Source organism: Hoeflea prorocentri (assembly GCF_027944115.1).
Taxonomy (GTDB): domain Bacteria; phylum Pseudomonadota; class Alphaproteobacteria; order Rhizobiales; family Rhizobiaceae; genus Hoeflea_A; species Hoeflea_A prorocentri.
The window spans coordinates 2388728-2412196 of sequence record NZ_JAPJZI010000001.1 but is presented as its reverse complement, the minus strand read 5'-3'; the positions used below and the strand labels follow the sequence as shown (position 1 = coordinate 2412196).

Genomic DNA, 23469 nt, shown 5'->3' with positions numbered 1-23469 from the left:
CCGTTTAGGCCGGTTCAGCCGTCATGACAAGACAGGCGTTCTGTCCGCCGAAACCGAAGGAGTTGGAAAGTACCGATGTAACAGCGTGCTCGCGTTTGACGTTCGGCACGACATCCAGCTCGATGGCCGGATCCGGATTCTCGTAATTGATCGTCGGCGGCAGTGTTCCCGTTTCAATGGTCATCAGCGAAAAGATTGCTTCGACGGCGCCCGCAGCTGTCAGCGTGTGGCCGATCATCGATTTATTCGATGAAACCGGGATTTGAGGCAATTGTTCTCCGAAGACCGTTGATAGCGACAGATATTCCATCTTGTCGTTTTCGGGCGTCGATGTGCCGTGCGCATTGATGTAGCCGATGCCGGTTTCGTCGAGCCCGGCATCTTCCAGTGCGGCCTGTATGGTTGCTATGGCCGGACCGCCATCCGGCGACGAGCGCGTGCGGTGGAAGTGATCGGCCTTCTCGCCATAACCTTTCAGGATACCAAGGATCGGCACGCCCCGCGCCACGGCGGCTTCAAGCGACTCAAGCACCAGCGCCGCTCCGCCCTCAGCGATCACGAAGCCGTCGCGATCCTTGTTGAAGGGTTTTGAGGCTTTGTCGGGCGGGTCGTTCTGTGTGGAGAGTGCGGAAAGAAGCGAGAACCGGATCAAAGCCTCGGCATTGACGGATCCGTCGGATGCCACCGTCAGGGCGCGGTCCGTCCGTCCCTGGCGTATCGCGTCGACACCGAGCTGGATGGCCGTTGCGCCGGAGGCGCAGGCTGTCGATAGCGTGATCGGCAGGCCGCGGGTCCCGTACCGGTCCGCGAGCCGCTCGGCGACACCGCCGAACAGTGCAACATCGGTAAATTCGGGATGAGGGGCCTTGCGCAGGACCTCAAGGAAACCGTCATAGGCATTGTCCCAGTCTCCTGCCGTCCCGGCTTCGTCCGCGAGTGCGAAGCGGTTGGCCCATTCGTACTCAACGGGTGGCGCGGCAACAAAGAGAGGGCCGCCGAAATCCCCGCTGATGCCGGCTTGCGCAACTGCTTCGCTTGTGGCCGCGTCCGCCAGGGAAAAGGACAGCTCGCTGGCGACATTCGGAACATCCATGAAGTCGACCGTTCCGCAAATTCGTGTGGAAAGGCCGTCGGTCGGGAAGCGGGTGATCTCGTGAATGCCGGACGTGCCGCTGGTCAGCGCCCGCCAATTGTCTTCTTTTCCCTGACCAAGCGAGGTGACGATGCCCATGCCGGTGACCGCGATAAGAGGGCGTCCGAGATGGTCCTTATATGCGCTGTTGCTCATGTCAGTTTTCCACTTTGTCCGCTTCTTCGCTCCGCAGCGCGGCCATGCCTTCACCGTGAATGAAGCCGATCGTTGTCACCAGTGCCGTACGGACGGTTCCATTCATGGCCGTCTCATGATCGGGATCGAACGCAGCCGGCGCAGCGCCGGATTTCAACGCCAGTGCGGCCAGTGCCACGCCAACGGGAAACTGGGCTTCCAGCGTATGCCCGATCACTCCGGAATAGCCACGCAAACCCGCGGTCGGCCAGGTTCCGTCGACAAATTCACGTTCGATATCGCGCAGTTCGTAACGTCCCGAGGTTCCTGAAAGGATGAGCGAGTCTGCCTGATCTGCAACACCGCACCGGTCCGCCATGGTTTTCAGCCGTTCACCAATCGCATCGGCCTCACGGCCACCGCGGTCGCCCTCGACGGCCTGAAGCATCGCGTAAATCCTGGCGCCGCGCGCCTCGGCATGTGCCCGCGATTCAAGAACCAGAAAAGCTGCTGCAGAGCCGGTGACAATGCCGCCGCCCGGTCCCTCGCGGGACCAGACCGGTTGCCACTCACCCTGCGAAAGGGATTGTACGCCTTCGTAAAGCGTCTGCATGTCCTGGCGCTCGGCGTTATATGCGCCGCCCACCAGAACATGAGTCGACTGACCGGCCCGAATCCGCTCGAAAGCGGTCGATAGAGCTGAGATGCCGGCGGCTTCCTCACCCATAAATGTTTTCGACGAGCCGGTGACCTTGTGCACGATAGAAATGTTTCCGGCCAAAAGGTTGGAAAGCTGTGCAAGGAACAACGTCGGACGCAGTTCGGTCGTCAGTTTTTCATTCAGGACAATGTCCCGGTCGTTGCGTTTTGCGGCTTCGTTGACGATCAGCGTGTCGACGGCCACATCCCGCTCTCCGCCGCTGGCGGCGACGATCATGTCCATCGTCGAACAGGCCTCTTCGTTTTCCTTCAGGCCCGCATCGTCCAGCGCCAGACCGGCTGTGAACACGCCGAGGCGCTGCCAGTTTTCCATCTGACGCTGGTCCCCGCGCCGCGCGATCTGCTCGGACCAGTCAATTTCGGGCAGCGGATGGACGGGGTAGGGAGCAAAGCGCTCCGTATCGATAACAAGCTTGGGTGAGCTGGGCGAAGCCAGAAGCTCCTCATGGATTTCGCGGCCAACGCCATGACAACTGACAATGCCAATCCCCGTGATCACCACGTCGTTCGGTGTCTTACCCATGATCATAAGTCCTTAAGCGCCGGTGTTTTGGGGCTGGGCCGCAAACAGGCCGACATCGTGTGCCCGTTGTTTGACGAGCTCGGCGAGTTTTCTTGTGTCGGGTTCCGTTGACGCATCGAAGGCAACGGTTCGGAATTTCAGTTGCGCATCGCAGATCTTCTTGCCGTCGATCTCTGTGCGAGCCTTCGTGACGGCAAAGCCGGAGCCTTCATGTTCAAGGGCAACATTTGTTCTAAGCTCGGCGCCCGGTTCGACAAATGTCCTGAGCTTGGCGCTGTCAACCGACATCAGGAACGGCATGGCGGCAAAACCATTGCCGGCCAGAAGCAAAAAGCCGCTAGCCTGTGCCATGGTTTCAATGAGCAGCACGCCGGGCACAAGGGGCAGGCCTGGAAAGTGCCCCTCGAAGACCGGGCTTGCATCGGGAACGTTCGAAACGGCGGCAAGATGGCCCGTCTCCAGCTCGATGCTTTCAATGCGATCGATCATCTGGAAATATTCAAGGAGCATCTGCCACCTTCATGCCGCTGATGAGCGGACTGGCCGTTTCCCGGTCAGGCCTTTGCGGCTCTCAATTCGTCAATTTTCAGGCAGAGGTTCTTAAGCACAAAGTACTCTTCGGTCGCGACCTTGCCGTCATTGACCTCCTGGGTCCACTGCTCAAGCGGAATCTTGATGCCGAATTCCTTGTCGATAGCAAACACAATATCGAGGAAATCGAGGCTGTCGATACCCAGATCATCGATGGTGTGGCTGTCGGGTGTGATGGTATCCCGATCGATTTCGCTTGTTTCGGCGATGATGTCGGCAACTTTGTCGAATGTGGCTGACACGCTCTTATCCTTGTGCTTTGTCTGTTTCGCGGAGAGCTATAGAAAAATCCATTGCAAAAGCCAATGGTCTCTACACTGTTTCCCAATGGATTGCCATGACGGACCCGGTAACGTTCGTGAAGGAAAGCAAATAGTGTGACATGTCGTCCATTGTAAGGGGGGCAGGCCTGCGCTATTTGCCAAACAACTTTCGCCGGGGAATGCGTCAAACATGTCGAACGTCAGCAAAGAACAGGTCCTCAAGCGGCTTGAAAGCGTCAGCCATCCTGCCATTGGCGGCAACATTGTCGAAAAGGGGTTGGTCTCGGACGTTTTCGTTGCCGACGGCAAGGTCTATTTCTCCATAACGGTTGCTGCCGAAATGGCTCAGAAGCTCGAACCCCTGCGTCAGGCCGCGGAGCAGTCCGTCAAAACGATGGACGGGGTCAAAAGCGCCATGGTCGCCCTGACCGCCGAAAAGAAGCCCGGTTCCGCTCCGCAACCTGCCAGCGCTCCACCGCCGGCGGCCGCTCAGGCACAGCCACCGCAGAAGGCCGGCGTTCCTGGCGTCGGGGCAATTATCGCTGTGGCATCGGGCAAGGGCGGCGTCGGCAAGTCGACGACATCCGTCAACCTTGCACTTGGGCTACAGGCAACGGGCCTGAAGGTCGGGCTTCTGGATGCCGATATTTATGGCCCGTCTATCCCGCGTCTTTTGAAAGTGGGCGGTCAGCCTGAACAAACCGGCGAGCGGCTTCTCAAGCCCAAGGAAGCCTACGGACTCAAGGTCATGTCCATGGGTTTCCTGGTGGCTGAAGAGACGCCGATGATCTGGCGCGGCCCCATGGTGGTGTCGGCGCTTACGCAGATGCTGCGCGAGGTGGCGTGGGGCGAGCTTGACGTGATTGTGGTTGATATGCCGCCGGGCACCGGTGATGCCCAGCTGACAATGGCGCAAAAGGTGCCGCTCGCTGGCGCGGTGATTGTTTCGACCCCGCAGGACCTAGCGCTCATCGACGCCCGCAAGGGCCTCAACATGTTCAAGAAGGTCGACGTTCCGCTTCTCGGCCTGATTGAGAATATGAGCTATTTCCAATGCCCGTCCTGCGGCACACGGTCGGATATATTCGGTCACGGCGGTGCGCGCGACGAGGCAGCGAGGATTGGCGTTCCGTTTCTCGGTGAAGTTCCGCTGCACATGAGCATCCGCGAACAGTCCGATGCCGGAAAGCCAGTGGTGGTATCGGAGCCGGACGGGCCGCATGCGAAGATCTATGTGGAGATAGCGTCGAAAATCCACACGGTATTGTCTTCCGCCGGAAGCGGCGAAGATACGGCGCAGCCGCGCATCGTCTTCGAGTAATCTGCCATTTCAGTCAGACGTGTCATGTGAGCAATCCTGCCCGTTTAACGGCAGGGGGGCCGGATGAGTGCGTCCGAGGTCCGGATCATTCGAATAAAATTGACCATATGATAAAAAATTTGACCTTGTGAGAAAATCAGGTCATTCTGTCGTCCTAAGAGGAACATGGCCGCTCAAGAGCCGGCTTCACGGCCCGCGGCTGTTGCGATCAAGGAGGACTGCATGGCGAGCGAAGCGACGCGTGACATCAAGGGTGGGCGGCTTGAAAAAGACGCCTACAGCGAAAACTTCTCTGATATCCATCCGCCGCTCAATGCGCACGAAGCGGCCGTCGAGGCCGACCGCTGCTATTTTTGTTATGACGCACCGTGCATGACAGCCTGTCCGACCAGCATCGATGTACCCTTGTTTATTCGCCAGATCTCATCCGGCAATCCAAAGGGCGCCGCCAAGACGATCTTTGAGCAGAATATTCTCGGCGGCATGTGCGCGCGCGTGTGCCCAACCGAAACTTTATGCGAAGAAGCCTGCGTGCGCGAAGTCGCAGAAGGCAAACCGGTCAAAATCGGCCAGCTCCAGCGTTATGCGACCGATGTTTTGATGCGCGAGGCCCCGGAGCATCCTTTTGAGCGTGCAGCGGAGACCGGCAAGAAGATTGCCGTGGTGGGCGCCGGCCCGGCCGGGCTTTCATGTGCGCATCGTCTTGCCATGTACGGACATGACGTCACGGTCTTCGAGGCGCGCGAAAAGGGCGGGGGGCTCAGCGAATACGGCATTGCAGCCTATAAATCCGTCGACGGTTTTGCTCAAAAGGAGCTGCAGTTCATCCTCGATATCGGCGGCATCACGATGGAAGCTGGCAAGAAGCTGGGTTCCGACATCAACCTCTCCGACCTGTCTTCATCGTTTGAGGCGGTTTTCCTCGCTATAGGCCTTGCCAACGTCAATGCGCTCGGCGTGGAAGGCGAAGATGCGGATGGATGCGAGGACGCGGTCGACTACATCGCGCGTCTGCGGCAGACCGCGGATCTCTCGACCTTGCCGATCGGGCGCCGTGTTGTTGTCATCGGCGGCGGCATGACCGCAATCGATATGGCGACTCAGGCAAAGCTCCTCGGCGCGGAAGAGGTGACGATCGCCTACAGGCGCGGCAAGGACGGCATGAACGCCAGCGACTACGAGCAGGAGGTTGCGCAGACCAGCGGTGTCACCATCCGTCACTGGCTGCAGCCCAAACGGCTGATTGCCGACGATGCCGGCGCTGTCTCCGGCATAGAACTCGAATATACCAGCCAAAGCAACGGAACGCTTTCCGGCACTGGCGAAACGGTGACCATTGCCGCCGACCAGGTGTTCAAGGCGATTGGCCAGAGCTTTGACGACGATCCGCTTGAAGGCAGCGGTCTCGATCTCGACCGGGGTCGAATCCGGACGGATGATAACCGCAAGACAAATCTTGCAAATGTGTGGGCCGGCGGTGACTGTGTCAGGAGCGGCGAAGATCTGACGGTCGTTTCCGTGGAGGACGGGAAAATCGCAGCCGAATCCATCCACGCAACCCTCAGTGCTTAAGCCCGGGAGGACAACATGGCAGACATCTCAACCAATTTCGTCGGTATCCAGTCTCCGAACCCTTTCTGGCTCGCTTCAGCGCCGCCGACAGACAAGGCCTATAATGTCGAACGCGCATTTGACGAAGGCTGGGGCGGCGTGGTCTGGAAGACGCTCGGCGAGGCCGGGCCGCCCGTCGTTAACGTCAACGGTCCGCGATACGGGGCCATTCACGGTTCAGATCGGCGGCTTCTCGGATTCAACAATATCGAGCTGATCACCGACCGCGATCTGGACGTCAACCTGAAGGAAATCTACGAGGTCAAGAAGCGCTGGCCGGATCGGGCCATGATCGTTTCGCTGATGGTGCCTTGCGAAGAACAGTGCTGGAAGGCCATCCTGGAGCGGGTTGACGACACAGGTGCCGATGGTATCGAACTCAATTTCGGTTGCCCGCATGGCATGAGCGAACGGGGCATGGGTTCGGCTGTCGGCCAGGTGCCGGAATATATTGAAATGGTGGCGTCCTGGTGCAAGCAGTACAGCCGGTTGCCGGTCATCGTTAAGCTGACTCCCAACATCACGGATATTCGCTATCCGGCGCGGGCTGCCAAGAAGGGCGGGGCGGACGCCGTCTCCCTGATCAATACGATCAATTCCATCGTGGCCGTCGATCTCGACAACTTCGCCCCGGTTCCGACCATTGACGGCAAAGGCTCCCACGGTGGCTATTGCGGGCCGGCGGTGAAACCGATCGCCATGAACATGGTCGCGGAAATCGCGCGCGATCCCGAAACCAAGGGCCTGCCCATCTCCGGTATCGGCGGCATTGAAACCTGGCGCGACGCGGCCGAATTCATTTCCCTGGGCTGCGGATCTGTCCAGGTCTGCACGGCTGCTATGACCTATGGTTTCAAGATTGTCCGCGAGATGATCGAGGGCCTTTCGGACTGGATGGACGACAAGGGTTATCAGTCCATCGGCGAATTTCAGGGCATGGCGGTGCCGAATGTGTCGGACTGGCAGCACTTGAACCTCAACTATGTGACAAAAGCCCGGATCGACCAGGATTCCTGCATCAAGTGCGGCCGGTGCCACATTGCCTGTGAGGACACGTCGCACCAGGCGATCACCAACATGGTCAATGGCGAGCGGGTGTTTGAAGTCATCGACGAGGAGTGCGTCGGCTGCAATCTGTGCGTCAATGTCTGCCCGGTCGAGAACTGCATCACCATGGAGCAGATCAGCGGCGTTGATCCAAGGACCAAGGAGCCGATCGATCCGGATTACGCGAACTGGACGACGCATCCGAACAATCCGATGGCCGCCAAGGACGCCGCCGAGTAGGGGCAGCACTGCTGAGGCGGTGCTGCTGGCCAGCCGGGTAAGAACAGTGTAGACGTGCCGTCTCGGCGAACGGGCCGGCGGCACATCTTGCCGACTGAAATACCGGAACTGGACAGCGTATGAGCAAGCCGAGCGAACCGGCTTTCCTGGGGACAATGGAGCTTGCCAGCGGGCAGGAAAAACTGCGCGGTCATCTGGCCATGCTCCTATTCGCCGCGCTTATATCGGGTTCGTTCTCTCTTGGATCCATGGCGATGCCCCATATGGAGCCGGCCGCGCTCAATTCGGTCCGCTTCATGTTGGCCTCGTTTGTGATGGGAGCCATTGCATTCGCTCTCTACCGACGCCTGCCGCTTCCTGAGGCCGCATCCTGGCGCTTTGGTGTGCTCGGCTTGCTGATGGCGATCTACTTTGTGTCCATGTTCACGGCCTTGAAACTGACCGATCCCGTTTCAGCCGGAGCTGTCTTCACGCTCATACCGATCATGAGTGCGGGTTTCGGTTTCGTGTTCTTGCGCCAGACTGTTCAGCCGATTGTGTTTCTTAGCCTGCTTATCGCGGGCTGCGGGTCGGTCTGGGTCATATTTCGCGCCGACATTGACGCAATCCGTTCTTTTGACGTCGGCCTTGGCGAAACGATCTTCTTTTTCGGCTGCATCTGCCATGCGGCCTATGCGCCGCTGGTGAAGAAATTCAACCGGCGCGAACCGGTCGTTCTGACAACTTACTGGACGACAGTCGCAACCTTCCTGGCGATTGCTCTTTTCGGGGCAGGGGAGATTGTGTCGACCGATTGGGCCGGTCTGCCGCCGATCGTGTGGATAACGATCCTTTATCTCGCGGTCTTCACGTCGGCCGGGACGTTTTTCATGGTGCAATACGCATCGATGCGGCTGCCGGCCTCCAAGGTGCTCTCCTATGGTTACCTCATTCCGGTATACATTATCTTTTATGAGGGTCTTCTCGGCCACGGATGGGCGAATATGGCAGTTCTGGCCGGTGCTGTCGTCACCGTGCTTGGTCTTCTCGTGGTTGCCTTCGGGCCTGATCTTTGATCGCGTTCTTTGCGTGGTCGCCGGCCGGCGCTCCTTTTAGCCCTGACGCGGCCTGATACCGTCCAGCAATATGGCGAGGATCGCCTGGCTTGCCTTGTTGAAGAAACCGTCATTTGCGGTTTCATCGGGCAAAATGGCTCGAACCTGCACATCGAAATCGGAGTAGTGTTGTGTCGTCGCCCAGATCATGAAGATCAGGTGATGCGGATCAACCGGTGCGAGTTTTCCCTGTTCGATCCAGTGGCGGATCACAGCCGCCTTTTCATCCACCAGCCGTTTCAGATTGGTCTTCAGGAAATCCTGGATTGCCGGGGCGCCGTGCAGGATCTCGTTGGCAAACAGCCGGGAGCTTTCCGGCTTTGATGCAGAGAGCTTCATCTTCAGCATGATGTATTTGCGCAGTTCCTCGACCGGGTCGCCATCCGGGTCGATGTCGCGGAACGGGGCGAGCCAATCCTCAAGCGTCTTTTCAAGGACGGTGACGTAGATGTCTTCCTTGCGCGGGAAATAATAAAGCAGGTTCGGTTTGGACATCCCCGCTTTCTCGGCGATCTGATCGATCGTCGAGCCGCGGAAGCCGTATGCGGAAAAGACTTCAAGGGCTGCGTCAAGAATGATGCCGCGGTTAATTCCCTGAATGCGTGTCCGTTTGTTGCCGGAGCTTGCCATGAACTTCAAATTTCGCTCGTTGATTGGGCAGTTTGCCTCTTTTATGGGCTATAAGGCTTGCAACAGCTACGCGCGATGCGCAAGTGCCTTGCATTATTCCGTAGCTGTAACAATTGCCCTTGACCGCCTCCCGATGCTCTTTTAGCCTGCATTTTGACCATTCAGTCAAGTTTTTCAGCTTGCCGTCAGGGGGCATTGGACGTTACCCGTCTTGTGTGTTCGTCAAATTGGGAGGTCGTGGTTATGAATGCGCCGGTAGGAACGAATAATCTTGACGCTTTCTGGATGCCGTTTACGGCAAACCGTCAGTTCAAGAAGGCGCCGCGCATGTTCGTGGCAGCCGACCGGATGCATTACACGACGGCCGAGGGCAACAAGGTGCTCGACGCCACTGCTGGCCTTTGGTGTGTGAATGCCGGCCATAACCGCCCGAAGATCGTCGAGGCGATCCGCCAGCAGGCCGGCGAGTTGGATTACGCTCCCGCCTTTCAGATGGGCCATCCAAAGGCTTTTGAGCTCGCTTCGAAGCTGGTGCAGCTCACACCGCCGGGCCTCGACCATGTCATGTTCACCAATTCCGGGTCCGAATCGGTAGAAACGGCGCTGAAGACCGCGCTTGCATACCACCGGGTCAAGGGCGATGGCTCACGCTTCCGCCTGATCGGCCGCGAACGCGGCTACCACGGCGTCAATTTCGGCGGGATTTCGGTCGGCGGTATCGTTGCGAACCGCAAAATGTTCGGCACGCTCCTGACCGGTGTTGACCATCTGCCCCACACCCACGATCTTGAGCGCAATGCCTTTACGCGGCTGCAGCCTGAACATGGAGCCGAACGCGCCGATGAGCTGGAGCGCATCATCACGCTGCACGACCCTTCAACGATTGCCGCGGTGATCGTCGAGCCCGTTGCCGGTTCGACCGGTGTTCTGCTGCCGCCCAAGGGGTATCTCCAAAAGCTTCGCGATATCTGCGACAAGCACGGGATCCTGTTGATATTCGACGAGGTTATTACCGGGTTCGGACGCCTGGGAACGCCTTTCGGTGCAGACTATTTTGGCGTCACACCGGATATCATCGTAACCGCCAAGGGATTGACCAATGGCGTCATTCCCATGGGTGCTGTGTTCGTGAAAAGCGAAATCCATGATGCGTTCATGCATGGTCCTGAACACATGATCGAGTTCTTTCACGGCTATACCTATTCCGGCAATCCGATGGCATCAGCGGCTGCGCTCGGCACGCTTGAGACCTATCAGGAAGAAGGACTGTTGACCCGCGGTGCCGAACTCGCGTCCTACTGGGAAGAGGCTCTGCATTCGCTCAAGGGCCTGCCGCATGTCATCGATATCCGCAATATCGGCCTGATCGGTGCGATCGAGCTGGATCCGATTGCCGGTGAGCCGACGCGGCGTGCATTCTCGGCCTTCCTGGATGCCTACAATAAAGGCCTGCTGATCAGGACGACGGGCGATATCATTGCCATGTCGCCGCCGCTCATCATTGAGAAGGGCGAGATAGATTTCATCATCGAAACCCTCGGCAGCGTTTTGAAATCACTGGACTGAGGCAAGGCATGACAATCCACGGAGGACACCGATGACACTGGCTGGAAATATGAGGATCAACGGTGACCGGTTGTGGGATGCCCTGATGGAAATGGCCAAGATCGGACCGGGTGTGCGCGGTGGAAACAACCGTCAGACGCTGACCGACGAGGATGCCGAGGGTCGCGCCCTGTTCCAGAAATGGTGTGAAGACGCCGGCATGACGATGGGCGTCGACCAGATGGGCAATATGTTTTTCCGTCGCGAGGGAACTGACCCGGATGCACTTCCGGTCTATGTGGGCAGCCATCTCGATACCCAGCCGACGGGCGGCAAATATGACGGTATCCTGGGCGTGCTCGGCGGCTTGGAGATCGTTCGAACGCTCAATGACCTGAACATCAAGACCAAACATCCGATTGTTGTCGTGAACTGGACAAACGAGGAGGGAACGCGCTTTGCCCCGGCAATGCTCGCTTCCGGGGTCTTTGCCGGTATGCACACGCAGGACTGGGCCTATGAGCGGGTGGACGCCGACGGCAAGAAATTCGGCGATGAACTCGTCAGGATCGGCTGGCGTGGCGATGAAGAAGTCGGCGCGCGCAAGATGCATGCATTTTATGAGTTGCACATCGAGCAAGGACCGATCCTTGAAGCCGAAAACAAGGATATCGGCGTTGTCACCCATGGCCAGGGGCTTTGGTGGATACAGATCACGCTGACCGGCAAGGAAAGCCACACCGGCTCCACACCGATGCCGATGCGCAAGAATGCCGGCCTTGGCATGGCGCGCATCACCGAGCTGGTGCACGAAACGGCCATGAGCCATCAGCCCGAAGCGGTCGGCGCGATTGGTCATTGCGACGTCTATCCCAATTCGCGCAACGTTATTCCCGGCAAGGTGGTCTTCACCGTCGATATCCGCTCGCCGCATCAAACCGTGCTCGATGATATGAAGGAGCGCATCGAGACCGGAGCAGGCAAAATCGCCGCCGATCTCGGTCTTGAGATCGAAATCGAGGAGGCCGGGCACTTCGATCCGGTCGCCTTTAACGAAGATTGCGTTGCCGCCGTGCGGGATGCGGCCGAGCGTCTCGGCTACTCGCATCGCAACCTGGTGTCGGGCGCCGGCCACGACGCCTGCTGGATCAATCGTATGGCGCCGACGGCGATGGTCATGTGTCCGTGCGTAGACGGGCTGAGCCACAATGAAGATGAAGAAATCTCGCCGGAATGGGCACGTGCGGGTGCCGATGTCCTGTTCCACGCGGTCGTGGAGACGGCACAAATCATAGAATAGAGCACCCGATCCCGCGTTGCTCGGCGCATGGAGGAAGCTATGGGAAGCACAGTTATAAAGGGCGGTCAGATCGTCACAGCCGACCTGACTTATTCGGCGGACGTAAAGATCGAGGGCGGTGTCATCACCGAGATCGGTCCTGACCTTTCGGGTGACACGGTCCTCGATGCTGCAGGCTGCTACGTGATGCCGGGTGGCATCGATCCGCACACGCATCTGGAAATGCCGTTCATGGGCACCTATTCGTCGGACGACTTTGAAAGTGGAACGCGCGCGGCCCTGTCTGGCGGGACCACAATGGTCGTGGACTTTGCTCTGCCGTCGCCCGGCCAGTCTCTTCTGGAAGCAATCCAGATGTGGGACAACAAATCGACCCGGGCAAATTGCGACTATTCCTTCCACATGGCGATAACCTGGTGGGGCGAACAGGTTTTCAATGAAATGGAACAGGTGGTGCGTGAAAAAGGCATCAATACCTTCAAGCATTTCATGGCCTATAAGGGCGCCCTGATGGTCGATGACGACGAGATGTTCTCATCGTTCCAGCGCTGCGCGGAACTGGGTGCGCTGCCGCTTGTGCATGCTGAAAATGGCGACGTCGTTGCCCAGCTTCAGGAAAAGCTGCTTGCCGAGGGCAACAACGGACCGGAGGCTCACGCCTATTCGCGGCCTGCGGAGGTGGAAGGCGAAGCCACCAACCGCGCCATTATGATTGCCGACATGGCAGGTGTACCGCTCTATGTTGTCCACACGTCCTCCGAACAGGCGCATGAGGCGATCCGCAGGGCCCGTCAGAACGGCATTCGCGTTTACGGTGAGCCGCTCATTCAGCACCTGACGCTCGACGACAGCGAATACAAACACAAGGATTGGGATCATGCGGCGCGCCGGGTGATGTCGCCGCCATTCCGCAACAAAAAGCATCAGGATTCGCTCTGGCATGGCCTTGCCGCCGGTTCGCTTCAGGTCGTGGCGACGGATCACTGCGCCTTTACAACGGAGCAGAAGCGTTACGGCGTCGGTGATTTCACCAAGATCCCGAACGGGACCGGCGGACTTGAAGACCGCATGCCGATGCTGTGGACCTACGGCGTCGTGACCGGCCGGCTGACCATGAACGAATTTGTCGCCGTTACTTCAACAAATATCGCCAAGATATTGCATATGTACCCGAAAAAGGGCGCGATCCTCGTGGGCTCCGATGCCGATATCGTTGTCTGGGATCCGAACAAGGAAAAGACGATAGCTGCCTCCAGCCAGCAATCTGCGATCGACTACAACGTCTTTGAGGGCAAGGAAGTCAAAGGCCTGCCGCGTTTCACCTTGACGCGCGGACATCTTTCGATCGACGACGGAGAGGTCAAGACCAAAGAGGGGCATGGCGAATATGTGGCGCGTGAACCGTTCCATGCGGTCAACAGGGCGCTTTCAACGTGGAAGGATGTCACTGCGCCCAGAAAGGTCCAGCGCACCGGCATTCCGGCAAGCGGGGTCTAGGGGGATGGTTGTGAATTCCGGTTCCATCAGGCGCCGGTCGCCTGTTGCAGGGCGTAGCGGATGAGTATTGTTATCGACGCCGAGGGTCTGGATCTGACGTTTCAGACCAATGACGGGCCGGTGCATGCCTTGTCCGACATCGATCTGAAGGTGCTGACCGGCGAGTTTGTCTCGCTGATCGGCCCGTCCGGGTGCGGAAAGACCACATTGCTGCGTGTCATTGCCGACCTTGAAAAGCCGACAGGCGGTTCGATCTCGGTCAATGGAGTCTCACCCGAGGAGGCGAGGCTGTCACGAGCTTACGGCTATGTTTTCCAGGCCGCGGCGCTTTATCCCTGGCGGACGATCGGTGGCAACATCTCGCTGCCGCTGGAGGTCATGGGGTATCCGAAGGCTGAACGGGCCGAACTGATCAGCCGCAATCTGGACCTCGTCAACCTGACCGGCTTTGAGAAGAAATTCCCCTGGCAGCTCTCGGGCGGCATGCAGCAGCGGGCATCGATCGCGCGCGCGCTGTCCTTCGATCCCGACATGTTGCTGATGGACGAGCCGTTCGGCGCTCTCGACGAGATTGTCCGGGACCATCTCAACGAACAGCTTCTGAAGCTCTGGGCCAAGACGAAGAAGACCGTGGTCTTCGTGACTCACTCCATTCCTGAGGCGGTTTTCCTGTCAACGCGCATTGTTGTCATGAGCCCGCGTCCGGGACGGATCCACGAGATTATCGATTGCGAACTGGGCCATGATCGGTCGCTTGATATCCGGGAGACGCCGGAGTTCCTCGAAATTGCGCATCGGGTGCGCGAGGGGCTGAGGCAGGGACACTCCTATGACGATTGATCGCGCAACACATTCTGGGCCGGTCTTGATCGGGGCGGAGGGCTGATGGCGCAATCCGGGGGGCTAAATAGATGGTTTGTGGATCGCGTCCTGCCGGTCGGCACGATGGTCGTGGCGATTGTGGTCATCTGGTACGGGTTTGCTGTGATCCTCAACGCGCCGTTTGAGCGCGATCAGGCGGCGAGGGCCGACACATCGCTGACGACCATGCAGTTGGTCAACAAGACGCTGGCGCAGGAAAGACCGGTTCTGCCGGCGCCGCATCAGGTCGCCGATGAAATCTGGAAGACAACGGCACTCAAGAAGGTCACCTCCAAGCGCAGTCTGATCTATCACACATGGATTACCATGTCGTCGACGCTGCTCGGCTTCGCCATGGGCTCGATGCTGGGCATTTTGCTGGCGGTGCTGATCGTGCACTCCGCCGTCCTGGACAAAAGCCTGATGCCCTGGGTTATCACCAGTCAGACCATTCCGATCCTCGCCATAGCCCCCATGATCATCGTTGTCCTGAACGCTGTCGGCATTTCGGGCCTGTTACCCAAAGCGTTTATCTCGGCCTACCTGTCCTTCTTTCCTGTGACGGTCGGCATGGTGAAAGGCCTGCGATCGCCGGATCCAAGACATCTCGACCTGATGCGGACCTACAACGCCAGCAACCAGCAGACCTTCTGGAAATTGCGCTGGCCGTCGGCGGTTCCGTTCCTGTTCACGTCCATGAAGGTTGCCGTGGCCATCAGTCTTGTCGGGGCAATTGTTGGTGAGTTGCCGACCGGGGCGGTTGCCGGTCTCGGCGCCCGCCTGCTGACGGGATCCTATTACGGCCAGACGATCCAGATATGGTCGGCATTGATCGCCGCTGCGGTTCTGGCGGCTCTTCTGGTCATGCTGGTTGACATCATCGCGCGCATCGTCATGAGCCGAATGGGGATGGCGCGATGAACAATGGCGCGATCGTAGCAGCGACGTTCTTCTGGATGGTGGCATGGTTCGCCAACAGTTGGCTGGTGAAGCTCAATCCCTCAAATCAGGTGCTGGCCCGCGGCATCAATCTGCTGATTCCCCTGATCTTCGGTGTGACACTGATCGTCATCTGGGAAGGCATTACGGTCGGCTTCAACATTTCGCCCGTCCTGCTGCCGTCCCCGTCAATGATCTGGGCGCGAATTGCCGCCTCGACTGATATTCTCTGGGCCGATTTTACCCAGACCTTCCTTAAGGCGGTGCTGGCCGGTTACGCGATGGGGTGTATTTCCGGTTTCGCGGTTGCCGTGGCAGTGGATCGCGTGCCGTTCCTGCGCAAGGGCCTCTTACCTATCGGCAATCTTGTTGCGGCGCTGCCGATCGTTGGTATCGCCCCGATCATGGTCATGTGGTTCGGTTTCGACTGGCAGTCGAAAGCCGCTGTTGTTGTCGTCATGACGTTTTTCCCCATGCTGGTGAACACCGTGGCCGGTCTTGCCGCGAGCGGTGCCATGGAGCGGGACCTGATGCAGACCTATGCATCCGGCTATTGGCAGACGCTCTTGAAGCTGCGGCTTCCCGCCGCAATGCCGTTCATTTTCAATGCCCTTAAGATCAATTCCACGCTGGCTTTGATCGGAGCGATTGTCGCCGAATTCTTCGGTACGCCGATCGTCGGTATGGGTTTTCGAATTTCAACCGAGGTCGGTCGCATGAATATCGACATGGTCTGGGCTGAAATCTTTGTTGCAGCGCTGGCAGGTTCGTTGTCCTATGGACTTATTGCCCTGTTGGAACGCGCCGTGACATTCTGGCATCCGTCCTACAGGAGCTGACACAACGAAGAGACGGAGCCTCAACCAGAGGAGTGAATTGAAATGAAGAAACTATTGGCATTGGCGCTCGGCCTGTCCATGGCCCTTGCTTCAGGCGTGGCCATGGCGAAGGACAAGCTTGTCCTGCAGCTTAAATGGGTAACGCAGGCCCAGTTTGCCGGCTACTACGTGGCCAAGGACAAGGGCTTTTATGACGCCGTTGATCTCGATGTCGAGATCAAACCCGGCGGACCGGATATCGCACCGGCGCAGGTGATTGCCGGCGGCGGCGCCGACGTGATCATTGACTGGATGCCGTCTGCGCTTGCCTCGCGTGAAAAAGGTGTGCCGATTGTCAACATCGCCCAACCTTTCAAGCGTTCCGGCATGATGCTGACCTGCCTGAAGGAAAGCGGTATCAAATCGCCGGAAGATTTCCGTGGCCGCACGCTCGGCGTCTGGTTCTTCGGTAACGAGTATCCGTTCCTGTCCTGGATGAGCCAGCTTGGCATTCCGACCGATGGTTCGGACAATGGTGTGAAGGTCCTCAAGCAGGGCTTCAACGTCGACCCGCTGCTGCAGAAGCAGGCCGACTGCATTTCGACCATGACCTACAACGAGTACTGGCAGATCATCGATGCGGGCATCGCCGCGGAGGATCTGATCACCTTCCAGTATGAGGATCAGGGCGTCGCAACGCTTGAAGACGGCATCTATGTCATGGAAGCCGATCTCGATGATCCGAAGAAGGTCGATATGTTCCAGCGTTTCGTCAAAGCCTCTATGCAGGGCTGGAACTATGCCGCTGAGAACCCGGCTGAGGCCGCTGACATCGTGCTTGAAAACGATGCAACCGGCGCGCAGACGGAAAAGCACCAGAAGCGGATGATGGGCGAGATCAACAAGCTTGTCGCCGGTTCCGATGGATCGCTTAATGTTGCCGACTATGACCGCACGGTTAAATCACTGCTGTCCGGCGGTTCCGATCCGGTGATTTCCAAAGAGCCCGAAGGTGCTCATACCGACAAGATCACCAAAGGAATGTAAGCGACATTCCGATGTGAAAAAGGGGCCGTCCGGCCCCTTTTTTATTTTGCGTCGGCCCTGATCATGTCGGCTGCCTTTTCAGCGATCATGATCGCCGGTGCATTGGTGTTGCCGCCGATGATGGTCGGCATGATGGAGGCATCGACAACGCGCAGGCCTTCCAGCCCTCTCACTTTGAGCCGCGGATCGACGACCGCCATATTGTCGGTGCCCATTTTGCAGGTGCCGACCGGATGATAGACCGTATCGGCCCGTGCGCGGATATCCTCGCGCAGCTCCTCGTCGCTCAAACCGGAGTAGGGATAGATGTCCCGCTTGCGATAGGGCTGGAGGGCAGGGGCTTCAAGAATCTGACGTGTCAGTTTGACACCGCCAAGCAAAGCGTCCTCGTCGCGCTTGTCGGCAAGAAAGCACGGGTCGATGCGCGGTTGGCTGATCGGGTTGGAGTCCGACAGGCCAACGGAGCCGCGCGAATGCGGACGCAGAACACAGACGTGACAGGAATAGCCATGGCCAAAATGCAGCGTCCGGCTATGGTTATCAAGCATAGCCACAACAAAGTGGAGCTGGATATCAGGCCGCTCAAGCCGCGGGTCGGTCTTTAGGAATGCCCCGGCCTCTGAGAACGGCGAGGCGAGGAGGCCATGTCCGGTTTTCGCCCACTCGGCCGCCGCGGCGATCTTCTTGCCCAGCGCCCTGAATGACAGGCCGACAAGATCGGTGTCTCCACTTTCCGTCAGGAACACATAGTCGAGATGATCCTGCAGGTTCCGACCGACACCTGGCAGTTCGTGCACTACGCCTATTCCATGGTTGCGAAGCTCGTCAGCCGGCCCGATCCCCGACAGCATGAGCAGTTGCGGTGAGTTAAACGCGCCGCCGCTCAAGATGACCTCCTGTCTTGCGCGTACCGTTAGCTGCTTGCTGCCTTGGCTGTACGCGACGCCGATCGCGCGCTTGCCGTCAAAAAGGACGCGGGTGGCATGTGCCCTGGTGATCACCGTCAGGTTCGGCCTGTTCTTGTTCGGATAAACATAGGCTGCGGCCGCTGAGCAGCGCTCACCATTGCGGTCCCGGTCATGGAATTGGGTGACCTGATAGAGCCCCACGCCTTCCTGCTCTTCACCGTTGAAATCATCGGTGTACTTGTGCTGGCAAGCAATCGCGGCTTCCAGGAATGCGCTGCTGATGGGCCTTGGCGAGCGCTGGTCGCACACATGGAGCGGGCCGTCCGCGCCGTGGCTGACGTCGCCGCCACGCTCATTGTTCTCCGCCACCCGGAAATAGGGCAGGACGTCTTCAAATGACCAGCCGTCGCAGCCGATATCTGCCCAATGGTCATAATCCGTACGGTGACCGCGAACATAAAGCATGGCGTTTATGCCGCTTGATCCACCAAGCGCCTTTCCGCGCGGCTGGTATCCTTTCCGGCCATTGAGACCCGGTTGCGGGACTGTTTCGTAAGCCCAGTTGTTGATCTTGAACGGCCAGCCTGACAGCATCGCAGCAGCTCCGACCGGCATTCGGAACAGCAACCCCTTGCTGTCGCCACCGGCCTCAAGAAGACAGACTGTCTTGTTCGGATCCTCGCTCAGTCGTGCCGCAAGTGCGCAGCCCGCTGAACCCCCGCCGACGATTACATAATCATACATCGCCGATTTCTCCCGATGCCGGTCCGAATGGTCCGGTAGCACGATCCTCCGGATACGGATCTAGCACACCGGGCGGGCCCAATGACATAAGGATCGGACATTTTGATGGTCACACAAGAAACATCGGCCAGCCTGACAGGGCGTGTTTGAAGGCAGGGTGCAGCAGGCGTATCGGCCGGCGGTCCGGTGTATGCTTGACTGGTTAAACGGAGACCGAGTGCCTGCCGGTGCCGCGCTTCAGATACCGGTCAAACTCGGCGGCAATGGTGCGCACATAGGGGCGTCCGCTTTCCGTGACCTTGAACGTATCGCAATCCTGGACAAAAAGCCGGTCCTCATCCGCTGCTGCGATGGCACAGGCTTCGCTGATCACCGAATTGGCACACGCTCCGAACCGGGATGTCAGCTCCGACGATGAGAACTGAAAATCACACATCAGTCTCTCGATCAGCCAGGCGCGCATACGGTCGTCCCCGGTCAGTTCGAGACCGCGTACAACTGCCAGGCCGCCATCTTGATCGACCCGGCGCTGGTAGTCGTGCGTGGACGGGGTGTTCTGGACGTAACCCTGCGGCAGACGGCCGATAGAGGAGGCGCCAAGACCGATCAGCGCATCCGCATTGTCCACGGTATAACCTTGAAAATTCCGGTTCAGCGCCCCGCTTTTGTCGGCTTTGCTCAGCGTATCGTGCGGCCGCGCGAAATGGTCCATTCCGATGCTGTGATAGCCGTTTTCGGCAAGCAGCCGGGCCGCATGACTGGCCTGTTCAAACCGTTCCTTCACGCCGGGCAGGCGGGTTTCGTCGATCATCTTCTGGTGTTTTTTCATCCACGGCACATGGGCATATCCGAAGAGCGCGATGCGATCCGGGTCGAGTTCGATGATCTTGGCGACGGTGTCGTCGATGGTTTCAAGGCTCTGATGCGGCAGCCCGTAAAGCATGTCGAGATTGACAGAGCCGACGCCACGGGCGCGCATCGCATCCACCACCTCCCGGGTCTGCTCAAATGTTTGCGGGCGATTGATGGCCGCCTGAACCCGTTCGTCGAAATCCTGGACGCCGAGGCTCGCACGCGTGACACCAAAAGCCGCCATCGCGTCGTATTTATCCTCGTCAAGGTCGTTCGGGTCCATCTCAATGCTGATTTCAGCATTTGCCGTGAACTCGAAATGCGCATCGATGATCGCCCGCAAGCGCTCGAAGTCCTCGGGCGAAAGCATGGTTGGCGAACCGCCGCCCAGATGCAGGGCGTTGACTTTCGCGCGGGACCCCGTCAGGCGCCCGATGGTCCCGATCTCCCGATACAGGGACTGAAGATAGCGTTCTACCGGTTTGTATTTATTGGTTTGTTTGGTCGTGCATCCACAGAACCAGCACAAACGGTCGCAAAACGGAATGTGGACATAGAGCGAAAGCGTACTGCCGTGCGCAAGCGCCTTGAGCCAGCCTTCGTACTGCTCGGGACCGATACCGTCGTGGAAATGCGGCGCGGTCGGATAGCTGGTATAGCGTGGGGTCGGCTTTTTCAGCCTTTCGACCAGTATGTCCTGCATTGCAGAGTCCCTCGTCTTGCGTTCGTAGGCGGTCTGTCACCGCTCTTAAGGCCCGATTGTCCGTATCTACCGCGCCCACTGTTTTTGCGATTTGATCTTGGTCAAGGGTGAGGCGAATTGAAGCAACCACTGAAAGCCGCGAAAAAACCCTTGTCTTGCAGGGGAACAAGGGGTTTTGGGGGGCTTTGCTCAAATGTGGACAATAGGTCGCATTTTTGCTGAAAGTGTATTAATTAGGTGCAGGACGATTGCTCGTCGAACCGGATAAAAATGACAGAAAAACGCAGGGATATTCACAATTCGGAAATGCCGGCTCTTTGCCAGGCATGCGAAGCGCGTCATCACGGCATGTGCGGTTCACTCACGCCGGATGAATTGACGCAACTGAACAAGATCGCGAGCCGTAAGGAGGTTTCGGCCGGTACGGCCCTTGTTGCCGACAGTGAGGCCGTGACCCACTATTCCAATATCCTGTCCGGCGTGGTCAAACTGACCAAGATCTTGTCCGATGGCCGTCAGCAGATTGTCGGTCTGCAGTTTGCTCCCGACTTCCTCGGTCGGCCGTTCAAGACATCGAGTGAAACCAATGCCGAATCGGCGACGACGGTGCGCCTGTGCAGCTTTCCCCGCAGTGCCGTGGACCGGATGATAGAGGACAGCCCGTCCCTTGAGCACCGTCTTCTTCAGCAGACGCTGAACGAGCTGGACGAGGCGAGGGGGTGGATGGTGACGCTTGGCCGTAAAACCGCCGCCGAAAAGGTGGCGAGTTTCCTCTATCTGATCGCGACCCATATCAATCCGGAATCAGATGCCGTCGACGGCGTGTCCTTTGAATTGCCGCTGACCCGCGCAGACATTGCCGACTTCCTCGGGCTGACGATCGAAACGGTCAGCCGGCAGATGACAAAGCTGCGCAAAGACGGTGTGGTCGAGATTGAAAACAACCGTCATGTCACCGTTCCCGACCTTGAACGCCTTGCTCATCGGGCCAGCATTTAGGCAGCCTCGTGCCGGGTAGTTGATGTGCGCTGGAGGCGGTCATACCGATTTTAGCCATGATCGTGCCTTTAAAACAAAGGTTTGAGCCGCCGCATTTCCGTATGTGATGCCGGCGAGCAGCCGGGACGATTGTAGATGGTACGTTCAAATCGACTGGGCCGCCTGTTGCCCGATCTGTCGCAGACCCTTTACCGCTTTCCTGTGCCGGTTGCGTTCAGCGTGTCGGTTTTTATCATCGGTACGCTTCAAATCGCCGGCGTGATAAGTCCCGGCAGTATTTACGAACCGAACGATCATTCGCATCGGCTATTTGCCGAACCGCTCTATGGCGCGCTGGCCTCCGCGTTTCTTGCCTCCGGCGCCGCGCATCTTTATGCCGAGAGCCGTCATTGGAACGCAGTGCGCGGTATTGCCGTTGCCGTAGCAACCGGTCTGATTGCCACGGCGCCATTCTGGTTGGCCGCGGCGCTCAACATGACCGTCCTGTTCATGTTCTGGATGCCCGGGCTGGTGCTCTGCGTCATGGTCGCCGGCTATCTGTCGAACAACGACGACAATGCCATGTGGATGTTCAATGCGCGTCTGGCCATGGCGATTGTCCTGGCCGTCATTGTCGCCCTGGTGTTTTTTCTCGGCCTCGCCGCGGTCGTGGAAAGCGTCGAATACTTGTTTGCCGTCAATTTCGGCTCCGACAGCATGTCATATCTCATTTGTGCCGCCGTAACACTCGTCGGGCCGCTCTTTGGCCTTTCAATGGTCTCAAGCGACCTTGATGAAAGCTTCGATCCGCAATTGGAATCCGGGCTGCTGATCTCCGGGTCCAGGCTGCTGCTCAACTATCTTCTCGTTCCGCTCGTGCTTGTTTATGTGGCCATCCTTTATCTGTACGCCGGGCGGATTCTTCTGGAATGGGATTTGCCGCGCGGTCAGATCGGTCTCATGGTTCTTCTGTTCTCGATCGGCGGGACCGCGGTTTGGCTGATCGCCAAGCCGTGGGCAGAATCGGGATCCAGGCTTCTTGGAACCTTTGGCAGGCTTTGGTTTTTCCTGCTTATCGTGCCTCTGTGCCTATTGGCAATCGGGCTTTATCGGCGGGTTAGCGATTACGGCCTTACACCTGAGCGCTACGGGCTGGCGATTGTCGGCATCTGGCTGCTTTTGACCCTGTTGTGGCGCTCGGTTCGCCCGTCGGCCGTCCGGCCGCGTTTCATTGTAGGGTCCCTTGCAATTCTGCTCGTCGCGGCCTCGTTCGGTCCCTGGGGTGCGGTGTCGATGACGGTTCAGAGCCAGTTTTCGCGGCTTGCATCGCTCATGGAAGAGGCAGGACATCTGGAAAACGGCAAGATCGATCACGAGGCACAATTCGATCCGGCTGTTTCTAACGAAGGGTATTCCATTGTCACGTTGCTTTCGCGGGCCGGACGCCTTGATCTTCTCGCATCGTGGTTTGATGGCCATCCCGAGAACCCGTTTGAGGGCGATACCCGGCAGGCCCGGTTGAATGCGACATTGCAGGTTCTCAACTTTGTCCGCTCCGCAACCGGGACGGCCGAAAGCGGACACCCGATTCCCGTTTATTTTTCCGCGCAATATCCCATAGAACTCAACTCCGGCGCCGATGCCATCCTTTCCGGCGTGCATCGCTTCGGTGACGGTTGGACGGGCGGCCTGCCCGCCGGCAGAGAGAGGCCCGCCATCATCGTCGAAGGGGGCAAGCTGATCATTGCCTATGATGGCGACGCGTGGGAGATCGCGTCGGCGGCTCTGCTGGAGAAGGCAAGGGCGTCCCAGGATGAGAGCCTGTCGAAGCCACTGGTATTCGTTCTTCCGGGTGACCGGGGTACGGCACAACTCGCTTTGATTGAGATTGACGGGCGTATCGACCCGGATCGCACGGTGATCAATTTCGGGCGCGCCAATCTGGTGCTGCCGCGTGGCGACTAGCTTGT

Annotated in this window: 20 protein-coding genes; 13 read left to right on the top strand and 7 right to left on the bottom strand. The window is 58.4% G+C overall.

The genetic code is table 11. The features are described from left to right. Window positions 1-4 precede the first annotated feature (4 nt). From OQ273_RS11340 to OQ273_RS11325, 4 genes are read right to left on the bottom strand one after another with little or no spacing between them, the layout of a single operon-like run. The gene (locus OQ273_RS11340) at window positions 5-1288 is read right to left on the bottom strand and encodes a beta-ketoacyl-ACP synthase (RefSeq protein WP_267990615.1); all 1284 of its coding nucleotides are present in this window, start codon (window positions 1286-1288) and stop codon (window positions 5-7) included. Window position 1289: 1 nt separating this feature from the next. After that, entirely contained in the window at window positions 1290-2510 is a 1221-nt protein-coding gene (locus OQ273_RS11335; protein ID WP_267990614.1) for a beta-ketoacyl-ACP synthase, read from the bottom strand. Between the two features lie 12 nt (window positions 2511-2522). Then, window positions 2523-3020 (bottom strand): 3-hydroxyacyl-ACP dehydratase FabZ family protein, encoded by a 498-nt coding sequence (locus tag OQ273_RS11330; protein WP_267990613.1) that lies wholly within the window; start codon window positions 3018-3020, stop codon window positions 2523-2525. Between the two features lie 44 nt (window positions 3021-3064). Next, window positions 3065-3343: an acyl carrier protein gene (locus OQ273_RS11325; protein ID WP_267990612.1), complete on the bottom strand. Its 279-nt coding sequence runs from the start codon at window positions 3341-3343 to the stop codon at window positions 3065-3067. Window positions 3344-3554: 211 nt separating this feature from the next. Between OQ273_RS11325 and OQ273_RS11320 the strand changes: the two genes are divergently transcribed. The 4 genes from OQ273_RS11320 (at window position 3555) to OQ273_RS11305 (ending at window position 8638) form a co-directional block, all read left to right on the top strand. Continuing rightward, complete coding sequence (locus OQ273_RS11320) at window positions 3555-4685, top strand: Mrp/NBP35 family ATP-binding protein (RefSeq protein ID WP_267990611.1); 1131 nt, start codon at window positions 3555-3557, stop codon at window positions 4683-4685. Between the two features lie 222 nt (window positions 4686-4907). After that, window positions 4908-6257 carry an NAD(P)-dependent oxidoreductase gene (locus OQ273_RS11315; protein WP_267990610.1) on the top strand — a complete coding sequence of 450 codons (1350 nt, stop codon included), beginning with the start codon at window positions 4908-4910 and terminating at the stop codon, window positions 6255-6257. 15 nt (window positions 6258-6272) lie between these two features. Beyond that, window positions 6273-7583: an NAD-dependent dihydropyrimidine dehydrogenase subunit PreA gene (gene preA, locus OQ273_RS11310; RefSeq protein WP_267990609.1), complete on the top strand. Its 1311-nt coding sequence runs from the start codon at window positions 6273-6275 to the stop codon at window positions 7581-7583. Between the two features lie 119 nt (window positions 7584-7702). After that, window positions 7703-8638: a DMT family transporter gene (locus OQ273_RS11305; protein WP_267990608.1), complete on the top strand. Its 936-nt coding sequence runs from the start codon at window positions 7703-7705 to the stop codon at window positions 8636-8638. A 36-nt stretch (window positions 8639-8674) separates the two neighbouring features. Here OQ273_RS11305 and rutR read toward each other — a convergent pair whose 3' ends face one another. Further along, entirely contained in the window at window positions 8675-9307 is a 633-nt protein-coding gene (gene rutR / locus OQ273_RS11300) for an HTH-type transcriptional regulator RutR (RefSeq protein ID WP_267990607.1), read from the bottom strand. Between the two features lie 243 nt (window positions 9308-9550). Between rutR and aptA the strand changes: the two genes are divergently transcribed. Genes aptA through OQ273_RS11265 form a run of 7 tightly spaced genes read left to right on the top strand, consistent with a single transcriptional unit; the run spans window position 9551 to window position 17314 of the window. Then, on the top strand, window positions 9551-10873 hold the full coding sequence (aptA, locus tag OQ273_RS11295; RefSeq protein WP_267990606.1) for an omega-aminotransferase AptA: 1323 nt from the start codon (window positions 9551-9553) through the stop codon (window positions 10871-10873). 31 nt (window positions 10874-10904) lie between these two features. Then, window positions 10905-12152, top strand: a complete 1248-nt coding sequence (locus OQ273_RS11290; RefSeq protein WP_267990605.1) for a Zn-dependent hydrolase — start codon at window positions 10905-10907, stop codon at window positions 12150-12152. A 39-nt stretch (window positions 12153-12191) separates the two neighbouring features. Beyond that, window positions 12192-13649, top strand: a complete 1458-nt coding sequence (hydA, locus tag OQ273_RS11285; protein WP_267990604.1) for a dihydropyrimidinase — start codon at window positions 12192-12194, stop codon at window positions 13647-13649. 60 nt (window positions 13650-13709) lie between these two features. Next, window positions 13710-14489 (top strand): ABC transporter ATP-binding protein, encoded by a 780-nt coding sequence (locus OQ273_RS11280; RefSeq protein WP_267990603.1) that lies wholly within the window; start codon window positions 13710-13712, stop codon window positions 14487-14489. A gap of 45 nt (window positions 14490-14534) precedes the next feature. Then, window positions 14535-15431, top strand: a complete 897-nt coding sequence (locus OQ273_RS11275) for an ABC transporter permease (protein ID WP_267990602.1) — start codon at window positions 14535-14537, stop codon at window positions 15429-15431. Then, window positions 15428-16288: an ABC transporter permease gene (locus tag OQ273_RS11270; RefSeq protein WP_267990601.1), complete on the top strand. Its 861-nt coding sequence runs from the start codon at window positions 15428-15430 to the stop codon at window positions 16286-16288. The genes OQ273_RS11275 and OQ273_RS11270 overlap by 4 nt, the downstream gene beginning before the upstream one ends. Window positions 16289-16330: 42 nt before the next feature. After that, complete coding sequence (locus OQ273_RS11265; protein ID WP_267990600.1) at window positions 16331-17314, top strand: ABC transporter substrate-binding protein; 984 nt, start codon at window positions 16331-16333, stop codon at window positions 17312-17314. Window positions 17315-17355: 41 nt separating this feature from the next. On the opposite strand, the gene OQ273_RS11260 is transcribed toward OQ273_RS11265, so the two are convergent. Continuing rightward, complete coding sequence (locus tag OQ273_RS11260; RefSeq protein WP_267990599.1) at window positions 17356-18966, bottom strand: GMC family oxidoreductase; 1611 nt, start codon at window positions 18964-18966, stop codon at window positions 17356-17358. 202 nt (window positions 18967-19168) lie between these two features. Then, on the bottom strand, window positions 19169-20521 hold the full coding sequence (gene hemN / locus OQ273_RS11255; RefSeq protein WP_267990598.1) for an oxygen-independent coproporphyrinogen III oxidase: 1353 nt from the start codon (window positions 20519-20521) through the stop codon (window positions 19169-19171). Between the two features lie 270 nt (window positions 20522-20791). On the opposite strand from hemN, the gene OQ273_RS11250 reads away from it, so the two are divergent. Both OQ273_RS11250 and OQ273_RS11245 read left to right on the top strand, forming a co-directional pair. Further along, window positions 20792-21520, top strand: a complete 729-nt coding sequence (locus OQ273_RS11250) for a Crp/Fnr family transcriptional regulator (protein ID WP_267990597.1) — start codon at window positions 20792-20794, stop codon at window positions 21518-21520. A gap of 135 nt (window positions 21521-21655) precedes the next feature. Then, window positions 21656-23464, top strand: a complete 1809-nt coding sequence (locus OQ273_RS11245; protein ID WP_267990596.1) for a DUF4153 domain-containing protein — start codon at window positions 21656-21658, stop codon at window positions 23462-23464. Window positions 23465-23469 lie beyond the last annotated feature (5 nt).

Excerpts from the sequence above, each read along its gene's own strand:
- OQ273_RS11340 (WP_267990615.1), bottom strand. The coding sequence starts at position 1,288 with ATGAGCAACAGCGCATATAAGGACCATCTCGGACGCCCTCTTATCGCG.
- OQ273_RS11335 (WP_267990614.1), bottom strand. The coding sequence starts at position 2,510 with ATGGGTAAGACACCGAACGACGTGGTGATCACGGGGATTGGCATTGTC.
- OQ273_RS11330 (WP_267990613.1), bottom strand. The coding sequence starts at position 3,020 with ATGCTCCTTGAATATTTCCAGATGATCGATCGCATTGAAAGCATCGAG.
- OQ273_RS11320 (WP_267990611.1), top strand. The coding sequence starts at position 3,555 with ATGTCGAACGTCAGCAAAGAACAGGTCCTCAAGCGGCTTGAAAGCGTC.
- OQ273_RS11315 (WP_267990610.1), top strand. The coding sequence starts at position 4,908 with ATGGCGAGCGAAGCGACGCGTGACATCAAGGGTGGGCGGCTTGAAAAA.
- preA (WP_267990609.1), top strand. The coding sequence starts at position 6,273 with ATGGCAGACATCTCAACCAATTTCGTCGGTATCCAGTCTCCGAACCCT.
- OQ273_RS11305 (WP_267990608.1), top strand. The coding sequence starts at position 7,703 with ATGAGCAAGCCGAGCGAACCGGCTTTCCTGGGGACAATGGAGCTTGCC.
- rutR (WP_267990607.1), bottom strand. The coding sequence starts at position 9,307 with ATGGCAAGCTCCGGCAACAAACGGACACGCATTCAGGGAATTAACCGC.
- aptA (WP_267990606.1), top strand. The coding sequence starts at position 9,551 with ATGAATGCGCCGGTAGGAACGAATAATCTTGACGCTTTCTGGATGCCG.
- OQ273_RS11290 (WP_267990605.1), top strand. The coding sequence starts at position 10,905 with ATGACACTGGCTGGAAATATGAGGATCAACGGTGACCGGTTGTGGGAT.
- hydA (WP_267990604.1), top strand. The coding sequence starts at position 12,192 with ATGGGAAGCACAGTTATAAAGGGCGGTCAGATCGTCACAGCCGACCTG.
- OQ273_RS11280 (WP_267990603.1), top strand. The coding sequence starts at position 13,710 with ATGAGTATTGTTATCGACGCCGAGGGTCTGGATCTGACGTTTCAGACC.
- OQ273_RS11275 (WP_267990602.1), top strand. The coding sequence starts at position 14,535 with ATGGCGCAATCCGGGGGGCTAAATAGATGGTTTGTGGATCGCGTCCTG.
- OQ273_RS11270 (WP_267990601.1), top strand. The coding sequence starts at position 15,428 with ATGAACAATGGCGCGATCGTAGCAGCGACGTTCTTCTGGATGGTGGCA.
- OQ273_RS11265 (WP_267990600.1), top strand. The coding sequence starts at position 16,331 with ATGAAGAAACTATTGGCATTGGCGCTCGGCCTGTCCATGGCCCTTGCT.
- OQ273_RS11260 (WP_267990599.1), bottom strand. The coding sequence starts at position 18,966 with ATGTATGATTATGTAATCGTCGGCGGGGGTTCAGCGGGCTGCGCACTT.
- hemN (WP_267990598.1), bottom strand. The coding sequence starts at position 20,521 with ATGCAGGACATACTGGTCGAAAGGCTGAAAAAGCCGACCCCACGCTAT.
- OQ273_RS11250 (WP_267990597.1), top strand. The coding sequence starts at position 20,792 with ATGACAGAAAAACGCAGGGATATTCACAATTCGGAAATGCCGGCTCTT.
- OQ273_RS11245 (WP_267990596.1), top strand. The coding sequence starts at position 21,656 with ATGGTACGTTCAAATCGACTGGGCCGCCTGTTGCCCGATCTGTCGCAG.